This window comes from Exiguobacterium sp. s192, assembly GCF_018618795.1.
GTDB lineage: Bacteria > Bacillota > Bacilli > Exiguobacteriales > Exiguobacteriaceae > Exiguobacterium_A > Exiguobacterium_A undae.
This window is the reverse complement of sequence record NZ_JACSMS010000011.1, coordinates 21,540-38,191: the sequence shown is the minus strand read 5'-3', so window position 1 is coordinate 38,191 and position 16,652 is coordinate 21,540. Positions and strand designations below refer to the sequence as shown.

Below are 16,652 nucleotides of genomic sequence, written 5' to 3'. Positions count from 1 at the left end.
AGTTTTTGAAATGGCTAATGAGAAAAAACGTATTTCGCTGACAGTTGATGCGAAGTTTGATGAAGTGCTTACGAAAAAAGCAAAAGCGATCGGGGTTCCGAAAAGTACACTCGTGACATTTGCGACTTCTTTATTCCTGAAGCAATTACAGGCAGAAGAAGAACTTTCACCACATGCGAACGGCATCTACACGCTGATCCGCGAAAACCATGATATCGTATCTGATATCACGGACATGATCGATTAATGAACAAGGACCGTTGTCTGCGTACTTCCTTCTTAACGGAAAGGTACAAGACAGCGGTCTTTTTTGTTCTACTCGAGAAACAGACAAAAAAACCGCCTTCACACGAAGTGAAGACGGTTTGCTGAACAGCTTACGCACGTTCCATGACGCGGTCGATTAAACCGTAGTCAGCTGCTGCTTGAGCAGACATGAAGTTATCGCGCTCTGTATCACGCTCGATGACTTCAAGTGGTTGTCCTGTGTTTTCAGCCATGATTTTGTTTAAGTGTTCACGCATTTTGATGATACGTTCTGCGTGGATTTTGATATCTGACGCTTGACCTTGTGTTCCACCAAGTGGTTGGTGAATCATGATTTCAGCGTTCGGAAGCGCAAAACGTTTTCCTTTAGCGCCGGCTTGAAGCAAGAAAGCACCCATTGAGGCAGCCATTCCGATACAGATTGTTGAAACTTGTGGTTTGATGAAGTTCATCGTATCGTAAATCGCCATACCCGCTGTGATTGAACCACCTGGGCTGTTGATGTAAAGCGAGATTTCTTTATCTGGATCTTCGGCTGCTAGGAATAGCAACTGGGCAACGACTGAGTTGGCGACGTTGTCGTCAATCGCGCTCCCGAGAAGGATGATACGGTCCTTGAGCAAACGTGAGTAGATATCGTAAGCACGTTCCCCGCGGTTGGTTTGTTCGATGACTGTTGGAATTAACATAGTCTTTGCCTCCTTATAGTTGGTATGTAGCTCATATTCGACTTGTCCTTATCATAATCCTTTGGTCAATATTGGTCAAAAGATACGCTGTAGGTTTTATGTATTTTTCCTGAATCGGATGTCACTAAACATATCAATATAGAAAAAAGGCAATACCGATAACGGCATTGCCTGTAGATTCAAGTATGGTACACCCGGAGAGATTTGAACTCCCGACACCTGGTACCGGAAACCAGTGCTCTATCCCCTGAGCTACGGGTGCATGTTTTTACTGAACAATTAATAGTATACCGACATTTTTTCAGGAAAGCAATACTAGATTGTGAAATTTCTTGTTTTTTTACAGATGGCTTGAATCCGGGCAAGAATCGACCGGTCGATTATAATAGAAACAGGTACCGATCAAGTCTGAGAAACGGAAGGTGAAGGGATGGAACAGAGGCAGGAACAGACACAACGTCTCGTGATGTCAGCGTCGCATTTGTTTCAGTTGGCGATTTTGGAAGAATCATGGGCGGAGCTTGAGGAACATCTCTATCGAATTATTCGTCGCGCCACGTCTCATAAACATAATGGAAGAAAAACGATTCATCCGGATCTTGAGCAAGTCGCGAATCGGATCGAGTCGTTTGAAGCGGATCTTCTGAAGCAAATACGTTTAGAATCGGTCAGACAGGAAATAAGATATATGGCGGAACAACTCATCATGTACTTAGATGCGGATGGATTACTCAGAACGACGGATGCGCAACTTGCCACTATTTTTAAAAGTGAAGCCACGCTGATCAAGCAGGCTCGGGAACTTCTTCAACGATGCGAGCCGACCGGTATCGCGGCACGTTCGGAAACGGAGTGTCGGTTGTTGCATGCCATGGAACTGGAAGATGCCACGCTTATTGATCGGGTGGCAGAACTCCATGACGGGCAATCACTACAGGACGTATTAGCCGGACTTGACGACGAGGAACAGCGACGAATGAAGAAGCAGATCAATCGACTGCCGAAAACTCCTCTTTTACCGGAAACGAATATCGTTATGATGCCGGAAGCGGAAATTCGAATAGTTGATGATCAACTTCACGTGGAGTGGTACGATTTGCCGCTCGACACGTCTTGGACGGATCTCGAAGAAGCAAAACCTTTTTTAAGTGCCTATGAACGGCGTCGCGTCACGTTACACGCGATCTTGGACGTCATCATGAAACGGCAGGTGAGATGGTTTCAAGGCGAACTTCATCTGGAACCACTTACGAAAAAGGAAGTCGCGGAACAAACCGGACATCATCCGTCGACGGTTGGTCGGGCGATTGCGCATAAAACGATCCGGACCGTCCACGGGACACACGATCTCGAGAACTTTTTTGTTTCCCGGACGAAGGACGGGACGTCGAGCTTTTTGATCAAGGTCCGGATTGCACAATTGATTCGGGAAACGACGACACCGTTGTCGGATCAGCACATCGCAGACCGTTTAGAGGCGGACGGCATCCGTGTCGCACGCCGGACGGTCGCGAAGTACCGGGCGAGCCTTGATTTGACACGGTCCGACATCATGAAGAAACGAAAGGCGAATGACTGATGCAAACAAAAGAACACAAGACCTTAACACTGTATTCACGTCCGGGTTGTACGCTATGTGAGGAAGCCGCCGTCTTACTTGATTTCGTACTCGACGAATTCCCGGAGTGGACGTTCGAGGAAATCAACATTGATGAAGATGCAGCACTCAGTTTACGGTTTTTATATGAAATTCCAGTCGTGATGTATCAGTCTGAAATTTGGAGTTATGGCAAATTTGAGACAGACACACTAAGAAACCGCTTACTTGAAAAAAGTTAAAGGGCGAGACTTGAAACCTCGAACAGAGGCTGTTATAGTGAAGGTGTACCAAGTGGGACAAGATACGACACGCGGGACGTAAAGTGTCCAGCAATTTTGAGAGGAGCGGGAATACATGATTCGGCAGTTAGTACAGATCCAAAAACGAATCGTGCCTGATCTGATCGAAGAAATGCAGACACGTTACGACATACTTCATTATGTCCGGCTCATGCAGCCGATCGGCCGACGGACACTTGCGACAAGCCTTGGCTTGACGGAACGGGTGTTGCGCCGGGAAGTGGACTTCCTAAAAGAGCAAGGCTTGCTCGAAGTGGCGACACAGGGAATGTCTTTAACGGACGAAGGACGGACCGTTTTACGGAGTATGCACAGCGTGATGGCAGAACTGGCCGGTATTTCCGACATGGCGAAAGCCTTAAAGGAAAAACTTGGCGTACGGGATGTCGTCATCGTACCGGGTGACTCGGATCAGACATTTTGGGTACAACGCGATATGGGACGTGCGACCGTCGCACGTTTGAAACGAGAACTTTCTTCATCTGTACACAACACGATTGCAGTCACAGGAGGAACGACGATGGCTTCCGTCGCGGCGATGATGTCGCCCGATAAGGAAAATCGTCCGATGACCTTTGTACCGGCACGTGGCGGTTTAGGCGAAACACTGGAATTACAAGCAAACACAGTCTGCTCACGGATGGCGTCTCGTGCACAAAGTGATTATCACTTGTTGCACATCCCGGACATGGTCAGTAAGGAAACGTTTGTCAAGATGGTGGAAGAGCCAAGCATAAAAAATGTGTTACAAATGATTAGAGATGCGTCAATCGTGGTACATGGAATTGGTGAGGCAAAAACGATGGCAAAACGTCGTCGTGCTTCAACGGAGTTACTGGAACAGCTCGAAACCGAGCACGCAGTCGCGGAAGCATTTGGGTATTACTTCGATCGAGACGGGAAAATCGTGCACCGGGTGAAGACGGTTGGTCTTCAACTGGACGACTTAAAACAAGTCGAACACGTCATCGTCGTCGCCGGAGGACATTCCAAAGCGGAAGCCATCAATGCGTATGTCAAACAATCCCCGGACATCATCCTGATTACGGATGAAGGGGCCGCAACAACGATTTTGAAAGGGTAGCCCCCTTTTGAATAATAGATAACTCGCTTTACATTAAAAGGAGGAAAATTATCATGGCAGTAAAAGTTGGTATTAATGGATTTGGACGTATCGGACGTTTGGCACTTCGTCAAATTCTTCAGTTTGACGGAATCGAAGTAGTCGCAATCAATGACCTTACAGACACTAAAATGCTTGCACACCTCTTGAAATATGATACGACTCAAGGTCGTTTCGACGGCGAAGTTGAAGTACACGACGGTTACTTCCTCGTCAACGGTAAAGAAATCAAGACACTTGCTAACCGCAACCCAGAAGAACTCCCATGGGGCGAGCTCGGTGTTGACATCGTTCTCGAATGTACTGGTTTCTTCACAGACAAAGAAAAAGCTGAGCTTCACTTGAAAGCTGGAGCTAAAAAAGTCGTTATCTCAGCACCTGCTACTGGCGACATGAAAACAGTTGTCTTCAACACGAACCACGAAATTCTTGACGGAACTGAAACAGTTATCTCTGGTGCTTCATGTACTACGAACTGTCTCGCGCCAATGGCAAAAGTTCTTCAAGATCAGTACGGAATCGTTGAAGGTCTCATGACAACGATCCACGCTTACACTGGCGACCAAAACACACTCGACGCTCCACACCCTAAAGGTGACTTCCGTCGTGCACGTGCAGCGGCAGCTAACATCGTTCCTAACTCAACTGGTGCTGCTAAAGCAATCGGTCTCGTACTTCCAGAACTTCAAGGTAAACTTGACGGATCTGCACAACGTGTACCAGTTGCTACAGGTTCACTCACTGAGCTCACAACAGTTCTTGAGAAAAAAGTAACAGTTGAAGAAATTAACGCAGCAATGAAAGCAGCGGCTAACGAATCTTACGGTTACACTGAAGACGAAATCGTTTCTTCTGACATCGTTGGTATCTCTTACGGATCACTCTTTGATGCAACACAAACGAAAGTCGTTACAGTCGGCGACAAACAACTCGTTAAAACAGTTGCTTGGTACGACAACGAAATGTCTTACACTAGCCAGCTCATTCGCACACTCAAACACTTCGCAGAAATCGCTAAGTAATTCGAGCAATTAAATAGCAATTGAATAAGAGCGGAAACGATACAGTCTCCGCTCTTATTGCGGAAAAAAGTCTGGAGGGGCGCACTAGCCCCTCACTATACGTATGAGACGGAGGACGAATGTATGAATAAGAAATCAATTCGCGATATCGATGTAAAAGGAAAACGCGTGTTTACACGTGTGGACTTCAACGTACCGCTAGAAGACGGCAAGATCACAGATGATACACGCATCCGTGCTGCCCTTCCGACAATCAAACACTTGGTTGACGGTGGAGCGAAAGTCATTCTCGCAAGCCACATGGGACGTCCAAAAGGCGAGAAGAACCCTGAATTCTCACTTGCACCAGTCGTAGCACGCCTCAGCGAACTGCTTGGTAAAGACATCAAGCTCGTTGAAGAAGCATACGGTCCGGTCGCTGAAGAAGCGGTCAGCAAGCTTGAAGAAGGCGATGTCATCGTTCTTGAAAATGTTCGTTTCTACCCAGGTGAAACGAAAAACGATCCTGAACTCGCAGAAGGTTTTGCGAAACTTGCAGACGTTTTCGTCAACGACGCATTTGGTGCAGCTCACCGTGCGCACGCTTCTACAGAAGGAATCGCTCATCATGTCGAGACTGCTGTAGCAGGATTGTTGATCGAAAAAGAACTTCAAGTTCTCGGTAAGGCTCTCTCAAACCCGGATCGTCCGTTTACAGCGATCATCGGTGGTTCGAAAGTCGCTGACAAAATCGGCGTCATCGATCACTTGCTTGATATCGTCGACACGTTGATCATCGGCGGAGGATTATCTTATACATTCCTCAAAGCTCAAGGTTATGAAGTCGGTACGTCACTTCTTGAAGTCGACAAAATCGAACAGGCGAAGGAATTCATGAAAAAAGCAGAAGACAAAGGCGTGAAATTCTTGATGCCGGTTGACTGTGTCATCACGAAGGAATTCGGCGAAGAAACATATGTTGGACCACGCGACATCGACAGTATCCCAGCGGATCACATGTCACTCGATATCGGTCCAAAAACGGTAGAACTGTATGCAGAAGCAATCAAGGCTTCGAAACTTGTTGTCTGGAACGGACCAATGGGTGTGTTCGAACTTGATAAATATGCAAACGGAACAAAAGGTGTCGCTCAAGCATTAGCTGACAGTGATGCATACTCGATCATCGGTGGTGGAGATTCTGCTGCAGCGGCTGAGAAGTTTGGTCTTGCAGATAAAATGAGTCACATTTCAACTGGTGGCGGCGCAAGCCTCGAGTTCATGGAAGGAAAAGCTCTTCCAGGTGTCGAAGCGCTTAACGACAAGTAATCTAAAGTTCACAAGGGAGTGTTTTCAATGCGTAAACCAATTATCGCAGGTAACTGGAAAATGAATCTTACCCTCAAGGATGCTGTGGCATTCGCTGAGGAAGTCAAAGGAACTGTACCCGCTTCTTCGAAAGTCGACGCGGCTGTCTGTGCACCGTCTGTATTCCTTGCACACTTGACAGAAGCGACAGCTGGAACGGACCTGAAAATCGGCGCTCAAAACATGTACGACCAAGAGAGCGGCGCATTCACAGGTGAAATCAGCCCAGTGATGCTCAAAGAACTTGGCGTAACATACGTCGTCCTCGGTCACTCAGAACGTCGTGAGTATTTCGGAGAAACTGATGCGTTCATCAACAGCAAAACGAAAAAAGCATTCGAGCATGGTCTCGTGCCAATCGTTTGTGTCGGTGAAACACTCGAAGAACGCGAAGGCGGAAAATTCGAATCAGTCATCCGTGAACAAACAACGAACAGCTTGAAAGGCTTAACAGTTGATCAAGTCAAAAACCTTGTTGTCGCGTATGAGCCTGTCTGGGCAATCGGAACAGGAAAATCAGCAACAGAACAAGATGCACAAGATTCTTGTAAATTCGTTCGCGATGTCATCGCAGCTGAATTCGGTACGGAAGCTGCAGAAGCAGTCCGCATCCAGTACGGCGGCAGTGTCAAACCGGACAATATCAAAGAATACATGGCTCAACCTGACATCGACGGTGCTTTAGTTGGTGGCGCAAGTCTTGAGACAGGATCGTTCCTCAAACTGTTGGAGGCGATTTAAATGAAAAAACGTCCAGTCGCACTGATCATCCTTGATGGTTTCGGTATGCGTGACGAGGAGTTCGGAAATGCTGTCACGGCAGCAAACAAACCGAACTTCGACCGTTACTGGGGACATTACCCGCATACCTTGTTGAATGCGCAAGGAGAATACGTTGGTTTGCCTGAAGGACAAATGGGGAACTCAGAAGTGGGTCATTTGAACATCGGAGCAGGTCGCGTCGTCTATCAATCGCTATCCCGAATCAACAATGCCATTAAGGATCGCTCGTTCTTCTCGCGTCAAGCGATGAACGATGCGGCAGGTCACGTGAAGAAATACGGTTCAGCCCTTCATATCTTCGGTTTGGTCTCTGACGGTGGAATCCACAGTCACATCAACCACCTGTATGCAGTGCTTGAATTCGCGAAACTTCACGAAATCGAAAAAGTCTATCTCCATGCCTTCACGGATGGCCGCGATTGTGATCCACAATCAGGAGCCGGTTTCCTCCGTGATGCACAAGCGAAGATGGACGAGTTAAACGTCGGTCAATTCGCAAGTGTCTCTGGTCGTTATTATGCGATGGACCGCGACAACCGCTGGGAACGCGTCAAGAAAGTCTATGACGTCATCACGTTCGCAGACGGTCCGACAACAAAAGACCCAATCGCGATGGTCGAAGCTTCGTACAAAACAGACGTCACAGATGAGTTCATTGAACCAACGGTAGTCGTGCAGGAAGACGGTACTCCAGTAGCACCGATCCACGATAACGATGCGATCATGTTCTTCAACTATCGTCCGGACCGTGCGATTCAGCTCGCCAAGACGTACAAAGAAAAAACAGGCTTCAATGGTTTTGAATTGCCGGACAACGCACCGAAGAACCTGCTGCTCGTCTCGATGACGAAGTACTCGGATGCGATTGATACGGACATCGTCTTCCCACCGGAAGACATCAAAAATACACTCGGTGAAACGTTATCAAAACAAGGCCTTAAACAATTACGGATTGCGGAAACTGAAAAGTACCCGCACGTCACGTTCTTCTTTAACGGTCAACGTGAAGAGCCGTACGAAGGAGAAGATCGGATTCTGATCCCATCTCCAAAAGTCGCGACATACGATTTGAAACCGGAAATGAGTGTTTATGAAGTAACAGAAGCACTCGTTGACGCAATCAACACGGACGAACACGACGCCATCATCCTCAACTTCGCCAATCCGGATATGGTCGGTCACTCGGGTATGCTCGAGCCGACGAAGAAGGCGATCGAAGCGGTGGATAAATGTCTCGGTCAAGTCGTTGACTTGATCATCAGCAAAGGTGGCGCAGCCATCATCACAGCCGACCACGGAAACGCGGACAAAGTCCTCAATGCCGATGGCAGCAAGATGACGGCGCACACGACAGAACCTGTTCCATGTATCGTCACGGTCGAGGACGTCGAACTCCTTGAGCCATTGACTGGCGTACTGGCAGACTTAGCACCAACTGTTCTCGATTTACTCGGAGCAGATCAACCGGCAGAAATGACCGGGAAATCGATTGTATTAAAGAAATAATCCCGTCAATCGATGGACTGGTCACTGTCGCACTACAAACTCATCTTTCTCAAACAAAAAGGAGCGAATTTAAATGTCAATGATTACAGAGATTTATGCACGCGAGATTCTTGATTCACGCGGTAACCCAACAGTAGAAGTAGAAGTTTATACAGAAGACGGCGGTTTCGGTCGCGCACTCGTCCCATCAGGCGCATCAACTGGTGAGCACGAAGCAGTTGAGCTTCGCGATGGCGACAAAGCACGTTACCTTGGTAAAGGTGTCTTAAAAGCTGTTGACAACGTCAACGAAAAAATCGCACCTGAAATCATCGGCTACGATGTCTTCGACCAAGCAGGAATCGACAAAAAGATGATCGACCTCGACGGTACAAAAAACAAAGGTAACTTCGGCGCTAACGCAATCCTTGGTGTTTCTATGGCTGCTGCACGTGCTGCTGCAGATGAGCTTGGTCTTCCACTTTACACGTACCTCGGTGGATTCAACGCGAAAACACTTCCAACTCCAATGATGAACATCATCAACGGTGGATCACACGCTGACAACAACGTTGACTTCCAAGAGTTCATGATCATGCCTGTTGGAGCTCCAACATTCAAAGAAGCACTTCGTATGGGTGCTGAAATCTTCCACGCATTGAAATCAGTTCTTAGCGGAATGGGTCTTAACACAGCAGTTGGTGACGAGGGTGGATTCGCTCCAAACTTGAAATCAAACGAAGAAGCAATCACAGTTATCCTTGAAGCAATCGAAAAAGCTGGCTACAAAGCAGGCGAAGATGTTTACCTTGCAATGGACGTCGCTTCTTCTGAGTTCTACGACAAAGCAGCTGGAACATACAACCTCGCTGGCGAAGGCAAAGTCCTCACAACAGCTGAGCTTGTTGAATTCTACGCACAACTCGTTGACAAATACCCAATCATCTCAATCGAAGATGGCTGTGACGAAAACGACTGGGATGGTCACAAACTCCTTACAGATCGTATCGGACACAAAGTCCAACTCGTTGGTGATGACTTGTTCGTAACAAACACAGAGAAACTTGCTGAAGGTATCGAAAAAGGCATCGCGAACTCGATCCTCATCAAAGTTAACCAAATCGGTACGTTGACTGAAACATTCGACGCAATCGAAATGGCGAAAAAAGCTGGTTACACAGCAGTCGTTTCTCACCGTTCTGGTGAAACAGAAGATTCAACGATCGCTGACATCGCTGTTGCGACAAACGCTGGTCAAATCAAAACTGGTTCACTTTCACGTACAGACCGTATCGCGAAATACAACCAACTTCTCCGCATTGAAGACATGCTTTCAGATGTTGCTGTCTACGACGGAATCAAATCATTCTACAACCTCAAGAAGTAATTCCAGGTTGATGATTTAAAGTGTGTTGTACACTCGCTGTACAGCCAACACCTCCTATTCATGTGCGATCTCCGCACACGAATAGGAGGTTTTTTTGTGTTCCTGATGGATTGGTCAAAGAGAGTTAAGATAGACAGCTTTAATCGATTACATCAACGAGATTCAGTTCAAAACGTTAAAAAAATCAAATTTATAAGACCTTGTTTTTTACTACCTGGTCATTAAAATGTTATAGTTATAAATAAGTTTAAGTTCGATCATTATAGTGATTAGATAAATGTAAATGGATTAAGCTTAAAAACATCTAAAAGGAGACATGATCATGTTAAATTCAGATTTAGATATACGCTTAGAACCACGCATTAAGGAACTTTACCGCTTACATAAGGAGCGTTCAGCCAATATTGATTGGAGCTATCACGAATTCATTCCATGGGACAAGGCGATGTCGTTTAAACGGGTGCCTTGGGAGGAAAGTCAAGTCACGCTTCCGGAAGGTGTCATCGTTGCCGTCGAAACGGCATTACTGACAGAAGTAAACTTACCTTGGTATACGTCGCATTTGGATTACACATTCAAAAATTCGATGGAAGTCATCAATGATTTTGTCCGCACATGGACGGCGGAAGAAGACCAGCACTCGAGCTTACTGGAAACGTATTTACTCGTCACACGAAACGTCAATCCGACACGCTTGCATCAATTAAGAAGACGCGTCGTTGAAAGCGGCTGGTTCCCGGACTTCACGAATCCTTTGGCAACCATGGCCTATACGTCGCTGCAAGAGCTTGCGACACTCGTTTTCTATAACAACGTAGCGCGAGTGGCAGGAGCGCATGATAAAGACTTGGCGACACTGCTCCGCCGTTTGGCAAAAGATGAAGCCCTTCACTATGCGTTCTACCGCGACACGGTGAAAGCGCACCTTGAACTTGATCCAAACTTTATCGTGTTCTTTGAAGATGTCATCATCAATTTCTCGATGCCCGGTGCAATCATGCCGGACTTTACCGAGCGTATGAAGACCATCGCAGTGGATACGAATTACGGACCACTCCAATACTTTGACCAAGTATTAGATGTCGTCGTGAAATACTGGGATATTGAGAACTTGCAACCTACGAGCGAAGAGGCCAAACAATCACAAGCGAACATCATGAAATATCACGGGCGTTTGAAACGCATCAAGGACCGTCAATCAGCAAAAACGAAGATTGATGCATAAAGAAGGGAGCACTAAAAAATGACGTGTGAAATATGCGGAAAAGAAACGAATAACCAAGTCAGTTATTTGGAACTGAACACGTGGGAATTTAATTCGTTGAAGACAGAAGAAAAAGACTTTTATCCGATCTGCTACAGCTGTTTTGACAAGCATACGAACGAGTTCATCGATCAGGAAATGGATCTTGAATTAAGAAAAAAACGTTCGCAGATGGTGAATAAAGAAGTCGAGGCAGAAATCGAAGCTATTCTTGAAGTTGAAATTAAGTAAGCAATCTACGGACTGAGTCGACAGTCTCCCGTTTGGCGGGAGGCTGTTTTTTTACGTTAAGTACGGCTTCATAAAACTAGCCGTTCGCTCATTTGGTGCAAAGGGATCACGCTTTTTTTCACGCGCTTTCCTCAGGCGAGACACAAGCCAGTTTGTCTGCCTCATTGAGGCAGGCAATCGGGTCTTGTTTGTCTCTGACAGCGCAAGCAGGCTTGCGCTTTTTCCTGTAGGAGTCGCGTGAAACGCGTGATAACAGGTGCATAGAAAAACATTCATCGCTCGACTTCTAAGGGACAAGGAAGCAACGCTTCCGTCAGGAACAGGCGAGACCCGGAGATCTGAAAGAAATCCGCGGCTCGCTTTCCGCCCTAGAAAAGCGAGCAAATGAATGTTTTTTATAGACATAAAAAAACGAGACCCGACTAAACGTCGAATCCCGTAGTATCAAAATGGAATTGTACTCCTTAAAATCAATCCTCGATAAACGTAACGAGGTAATGATGGGCAGAATAGAGTGGAGCACGCGTGACGAAGAACTCGGGTAAGTCGACATCGATATCGAGTTCACGTAAAGTTTGTGGATCGAGGCACTCCTGGACAAGACGTTTGATATCGCTGAGTAATTCATCGTGCAAATTCGCTTCCGCTGCGAAGGAACGTTTGGCTTCGTCTTTTAACAATAAAACGACTGGAGGAAGACCGCGTAGTAAGTCGACCTGAAGTGGTTGTTCGTTGCGTTGAAAAAAGTCGTTTAAGCAACTGACGACCTTCATCGAATGTTCTTCTTTCATCGGTCGGACCCCCAACTTTCTTTAAGTAGCTGTTACTATCAAGCTATTCCCTAAAGTCAGATAGGATATGCAGACAAACTGGAATCCGTGCATTAAGAGTAGCGCGATCGGGGTAGAGAATGAAAGAAGGGGGGAGTAACATGCTGTTTCGTTATCTATTTCTCGGTATGGACCCCGCGATCGACGAGATTCAACTACGAATCATTTATTTTACGGAATTGATTTTCTTTATCGGTCTGTATCAGATTACGAGTCGCTTTTCACGTCAAAGCATGATTCTCGGAACGGTCCTCGGCATCACAGGTCTGATTGCGCTCCTACCGGGAGCCATCTATATTCTGCGGTATAACCCGGAAGATGCGGTCATCGACATTACGTTCCTGTTGATTTACTTACTGGAGCCGCTTGCGATTTTAGCATTTCTCGTCGCCTTGTTTCGACGGTTGTATCAAAAACGTCATCCCAATCATTGAAGAAGTCCGGACAAACGTTGTCGTCACACGTTTGATCGGACTTTTTCGTCTGTTTCAAAAAATAAATAAAATATATTTTAGCAAAAAGGATTGATGTGTAACCGGTTACACAATATGATACATATTGTAAGCGTTATCAAAAGAAAGAGGTGGCGAACATGTCGACCATCCGGGAAGTAGCGAAAGTGGCAAATGTCTCCGTTGCGACCGTCTCACGTGTCATGAATGAGAAGGGATATGTCAGCGAAAAAGCAAGAACAGCAGTCCTGCAAGCGATTAAGCAGCTCGATTATCGACCGAACCGGGTCGCCCGGTCGTTGTTCCAAAAACGATCTGGTCTGATTGGTTTGATTGTCCCGGACATTACCAATCCTTTTTTCCCGCAACTCGCACGGGCTGTGGAAGATATGGCACATCAGCACGGATTTCAGGTGATTTTGTGTAACACGGATGAACAGTTTCAGAAAGAACAAGAATATATTCAGTCACTCGAAGCGATGCACATCGACGGGCTGATCATCACGACAAACTATTCGAACAACCCGAACTATGAAGGAATCGAAGTGCCGATCGTTGCCCTCGACCGTGTCTTGCAAGGCGCAATCCCAACGGTCACGTCGAACGGTTACGACGGCGGTAAAAAAGCGGCACAGTTCTTACTTGATCACGGCGCAACCGAACTTGTCGTCATCAGCGGTCCGTCGAAATTGCCGACGATCAAAAAACGCCGGGATGGATTTGAGGAAGTTGCCGGGAAACACCTCGTCGCAAGCATTGAGTCGCCGTTTCATTTCCAAGGCGCACTCGGGGCGGCGAACTACTTATTTGACCATTACGACTGTAACGGGATTTTTGCGGCAAACGATGTCATCGCCGCAGCGACGATTCAGGTCGCGGCCGAACGGGGAATCGCGATTCCGGACCAGCTACAGATCATCGGTTATGACGGAATTGAACTCGGGCAGATGATTTCACCACCACTCACGACGATTGCCCAGCCGATCTATCAGATGGGCGAACTGGCGGCAAAGTTATTGATTCAACGAATTGAAGGAAAAGAGATTGCGGCCGTCCATCATGAATTGATGGTCGAAGTCATCGAACGAGAAACGACGAAGCGGAAGGGTGAACAGTCATGAAACAAATCAGTGTAGTCGGAAGTATCTCGATGGACTTGGTCGTCGAAAGCGATCGTCGTCCGTCAGCAGGGGAAACGGTCATCGGATCCGCCTTCCATACGGTACCGGGAGGCAAAGGCGCCAACCAAGCGGTCGCGATTGCCCGGCTCGGCGGCAACGTCGAAATGGTCGGCTGTGTCGGCGACGATGCAAACGGCGTCGCGATCCGGCAGAATTTCGAAACGGAACAGGTCGGAACGACGCATCTGCAGACGATCGCGAACGAACGGACGGGGACGGCGCACATTACGCTGGCGGAAGGCGATAATTCAATCGTCGTCGTCCAGTCGGCGAACTTAGCCGTCGTCTATGACGAGGCACAGCTCGACAGCCTGCTCGGTCAGACGGACATGATTTTGTTACAACTCGAAATTCCACTGGAAACGGTCAAACAGGTGGCGCGTTACGGCAAGACACATGGTATTCCCGTCGTCTTGAATCCGGCGCCAGCCATCGTCCTTGACGACGAACTGCTGGAAGACGTGACGTATCTGACACCAAACGAACATGAATGCGGCTTGATTTTCGGACAACAGCAGTCACTCGAACATTGGTTAAGCCAGTACCCGAATAAATTGATTGTGACAGAAGGCAGTCGCGGCGCCCGTTTTTATGACGGTGACGCGATTGTGACAGTGCCGGCGATCAAGACGGACGTCATCGATACGACAGGTGCCGGCGATACATTCAACGGGGCACTCGCTGTCAGCTTGACGGAAGGAACGTCATTGACGGAAGCGATCCGCTTTGCCAACAAGGCAGCCGGTATGTCCGTCCGCGCCCTCGGAGCACAAGGCGGAATGCCGACACGGGAACAGATGGAGGTTGAAGCATGAAACGACACGGGATTTTAAACAGTCACATCAGTAAGGTCTTAACGGATCTTGGTCATACGGACATGGTCGTCATCGCCGACTGCGGTCTGCCAATTCCGGCAGGCGTAGAACGGATTGACTTGGCACTTGAACTCGGAACACCGTCATTCGCAGATGTTGTCCGTGTCGTCGCCGACGACATGGCGATTGAACAGGTGACGCTCGCAACAGAAATCAACGACACGAACGTCAACGCGCTTGAGGTCATCAACCAACTCGACGTCCCGCAAGACTTTGTCTCGCACGAAGCATTCAAGGAACTGACGAAGCAGGCGAAAGTCATCATCCGGACGGGTGAAGCGACACCGTATGCGAACGTTATCTTACACGCCGGCGTCATTTTTTAAGGGGGAAGCACGATGCAAATTGAGATGACAGGTATCAAAAAAGCGTTTGGTCCCGTTCCCGTCTTGAAGGGTGTCGACTTTACACTGGCGACCGGTGAGATTCATGCCTTGATGGGTGAAAACGGAGCCGGGAAATCGACCTTGATGAAGATTCTGACCGGTGTCCATAAAGCCGATGAGGGAACGATTCAAATTGACGGCGTGGAACAACAGTATAAAAATCCGAAACTGGCGGAAGAAGCGGGAATCGCCTTCATCCACCAGGAACTGAACATCTTGCCGGATTTAACAGTCACGGAAAATCTGTTTCTCGGACGGGAACTGAAATCCCGCTTCGGCATCCTTAAGCAAGCGGAGATGAAACGGCTCGCCGAACGTGAACTGGCGGAACTGAACGTCTTCATGGACGTCAATCAGCTCGCCCGGACGTTATCGGTCGGACAACAGCAGATGATTGAGATTGCGAAAGCGTTAATGACGGACGCGAAGGTCATCATCATGGATGAACCGACGGCCGCTTTGACGGAACGTGAAATCCGCGCCTTGTTCAGTGTCGCGACGGCACTGCGGGCACAGGGTGTCTCAATCGTCTACATCTCGCACCGGATGGAAGAAATTTTTGAACTGTGCGACCGGATCACCGTCTTACGCGACGGCGTCTCAGTCTCGACCCACCAAATTGCCGAGACCTCATTTGAACAGATCGTCCGAGAAATGGTCGGACGTGAGATGGGCGAACGGTATCCGGAGCGTCAAGTGACACTCGGTCAGACGGTCCTTGAAGTCACCGGGGCAACCGGCAAACGGTTTGAAGACGTGTCGTTCTCGGTCCGGGCTGGTGAAATCGTCGGCTTTTCCGGCTTGATGGGAGCCGGACGAACAGAAGTTATGCGCGGCTTGTTCGGAGTCGATCGGCTGAAAGCAGGGACGATCAGCTTAAACGGTAAGGTCATCAAAATCAAATCGCCACACGATGCGATCAAACAGGGACTTGGCTTCTTGACGGAAGACCGAAAAGGTGAAGGCTTGTTCCTCGACTTTTCACTCCGGGAAAACATCTCCTTGCCGACAATCCGGTCGTTATCGAAGTCCGGTGTCATCTCCGATCAATCGGAGCGGCAGTTCGCGGAAGGATATCTCAAGTCGTTGTCCGTTCGACACAGTTCGATGGATCAACCGGCGAAATCGTTGTCCGGCGGGAACCAGCAAAAGGTCGTCCTCGCGAAATGGCTCGGAACGAAACCGGATGTCTTGATTCTCGACGAACCGACACGCGGTGTCGACGTCGGGGCGAAAAAAGAAATTTATACGATCATGAATGAACTCGCCGCATCGGGTGTCGCGATCATCATGATCAGTTCCGACCTCCCGGAAATTCTCGGGATGAGTGACCGCGTCTATGTGATGCGGGAAGGACAGATGAGCGGCATGCTCAATCAACAAGAGGCCACGCAAGAAAGTATCATGACGCTTGCGACAGGAGGACAATGA

At 48.0% G+C, this 16,652-nt stretch carries 17 protein-coding genes, 1 tRNA gene and 1 pseudogene; 16 read left to right on the top strand and 3 right to left on the bottom strand.

What is annotated here, in order from left to right; all coding sequences use genetic code 11:
• The first annotated feature begins 10 nt into the window (after positions 1-10).
• Positions 11-247, top strand: a complete 237-nt coding sequence (locus tag KNP87_RS14430; protein WP_026832169.1) for a hypothetical protein — start codon at positions 11-13, stop codon at positions 245-247.
• A 130-nt stretch (positions 248-377) separates the two neighbouring features.
• Here KNP87_RS14430 and clpP read toward each other — a convergent pair.
• Positions 378-962: pseudogene (clpP, locus tag KNP87_RS14425) on the bottom strand (ATP-dependent Clp endopeptidase proteolytic subunit ClpP); the annotation flags it as partial.
• A 180-nt stretch (positions 963-1,142) separates the two neighbouring features.
• Positions 1,143-1,218, bottom strand: a tRNA-Arg gene (locus KNP87_RS14420).
• Positions 1,219-1,386: 168 nt separating this feature from the next.
• Between KNP87_RS14420 and KNP87_RS14415 the strand changes: the two genes are divergently transcribed.
• The 10 genes from KNP87_RS14415 to KNP87_RS14370 all read left to right on the top strand — a co-directional run bounded on the left by KNP87_RS14415 (position 1,387) and on the right by KNP87_RS14370 (position 11,497).
• Positions 1,387-2,535: an RNA polymerase factor sigma-54 gene (locus tag KNP87_RS14415; protein WP_214722106.1), complete on the top strand. Its 1,149-nt coding sequence runs from the start codon at positions 1,387-1,389 to the stop codon at positions 2,533-2,535.
• Positions 2,535-2,795, top strand: a complete 261-nt coding sequence (locus KNP87_RS14410) for a glutaredoxin family protein (protein ID WP_214722105.1) — start codon at positions 2,535-2,537, stop codon at positions 2,793-2,795. Before KNP87_RS14415 ends, KNP87_RS14410 begins: the two co-directional genes overlap by 1 nt.
• Before the next feature lie 115 nt (positions 2,796-2,910).
• A complete protein-coding gene (locus tag KNP87_RS14405; protein ID WP_081775999.1) occupies positions 2,911-3,939 on the top strand; it encodes a sugar-binding transcriptional regulator in 1,029 nt (342 codons plus the stop codon).
• A gap of 53 nt (positions 3,940-3,992) precedes the next feature.
• On the top strand, positions 3,993-5,000 hold the full coding sequence (gene gap / locus KNP87_RS14400; protein WP_214722104.1) for a type I glyceraldehyde-3-phosphate dehydrogenase: 1,008 nt from the start codon (positions 3,993-3,995) through the stop codon (positions 4,998-5,000).
• A 123-nt stretch (positions 5,001-5,123) separates the two neighbouring features.
• The gene (locus tag KNP87_RS14395; RefSeq protein WP_214722103.1) at positions 5,124-6,308 is read left to right on the top strand and encodes a phosphoglycerate kinase; all 1,185 of its coding nucleotides are present in this window, start codon (positions 5,124-5,126) and stop codon (positions 6,306-6,308) included.
• 27 nt (positions 6,309-6,335) lie between these two features.
• Positions 6,336-7,088 carry a triose-phosphate isomerase gene (gene tpiA, locus KNP87_RS14390; RefSeq protein ID WP_012371261.1) on the top strand — a complete coding sequence of 251 codons (753 nt, stop codon included), beginning with the start codon at positions 6,336-6,338 and terminating at the stop codon, positions 7,086-7,088.
• Positions 7,089-8,636 (top strand): 2,3-bisphosphoglycerate-independent phosphoglycerate mutase, encoded by a 1,548-nt coding sequence (gene gpmI / locus KNP87_RS14385; protein ID WP_214722102.1) that lies wholly within the window; start codon positions 7,089-7,091, stop codon positions 8,634-8,636.
• 73 nt (positions 8,637-8,709) lie between these two features.
• Positions 8,710-10,002 (top strand): phosphopyruvate hydratase, encoded by a 1,293-nt coding sequence (eno, locus tag KNP87_RS14380; protein ID WP_214722101.1) that lies wholly within the window; start codon positions 8,710-8,712, stop codon positions 10,000-10,002.
• Positions 10,003-10,324: 322 nt separating this feature from the next.
• Positions 10,325-11,227 carry an acyl-ACP desaturase gene (locus KNP87_RS14375; protein ID WP_026832176.1) on the top strand — a complete coding sequence of 301 codons (903 nt, stop codon included), beginning with the start codon at positions 10,325-10,327 and terminating at the stop codon, positions 11,225-11,227.
• 18 nt (positions 11,228-11,245) lie between these two features.
• Complete coding sequence (locus tag KNP87_RS14370; protein WP_147510494.1) at positions 11,246-11,497, top strand: hypothetical protein; 252 nt, start codon at positions 11,246-11,248, stop codon at positions 11,495-11,497.
• 470 nt (positions 11,498-11,967) lie between these two features.
• On the opposite strand, the gene KNP87_RS14365 is transcribed toward KNP87_RS14370, so the two are convergent.
• A complete protein-coding gene (locus KNP87_RS14365) occupies positions 11,968-12,288 on the bottom strand; it encodes a hypothetical protein (RefSeq protein ID WP_026832178.1) in 321 nt (106 codons plus the stop codon).
• Between the two features lie 140 nt (positions 12,289-12,428).
• Here KNP87_RS14365 and KNP87_RS14360 point away from each other — a divergent pair, with 140 nt between their 5' ends.
• From KNP87_RS14360 to KNP87_RS14340, 5 genes are all read left to right on the top strand, one after another.
• Positions 12,429-12,761, top strand: a complete 333-nt coding sequence (locus KNP87_RS14360; RefSeq protein ID WP_026832179.1) for a hypothetical protein — start codon at positions 12,429-12,431, stop codon at positions 12,759-12,761.
• 158 nt (positions 12,762-12,919) lie between these two features.
• Positions 12,920-13,900 carry a LacI family DNA-binding transcriptional regulator gene (locus KNP87_RS14355; protein WP_026832180.1) on the top strand — a complete coding sequence of 327 codons (981 nt, stop codon included), beginning with the start codon at positions 12,920-12,922 and terminating at the stop codon, positions 13,898-13,900.
• Entirely contained in the window at positions 13,897-14,775 is an 879-nt protein-coding gene (gene rbsK, locus KNP87_RS14350; RefSeq protein WP_214722100.1) for a ribokinase, read from the top strand. The genes KNP87_RS14355 and rbsK overlap by 4 nt, the downstream gene beginning before the upstream one ends.
• A complete protein-coding gene (rbsD, locus tag KNP87_RS14345) occupies positions 14,772-15,161 on the top strand; it encodes a D-ribose pyranase (RefSeq protein ID WP_214722099.1) in 390 nt (129 codons plus the stop codon). The genes rbsK and rbsD overlap by 4 nt, the downstream gene beginning before the upstream one ends.
• Positions 15,162-15,173: 12 nt before the next feature.
• The gene (locus KNP87_RS14340) at positions 15,174-16,652 is read left to right on the top strand and encodes a sugar ABC transporter ATP-binding protein (protein ID WP_214722098.1); all 1,479 of its coding nucleotides are present in this window, start codon (positions 15,174-15,176) and stop codon (positions 16,650-16,652) included.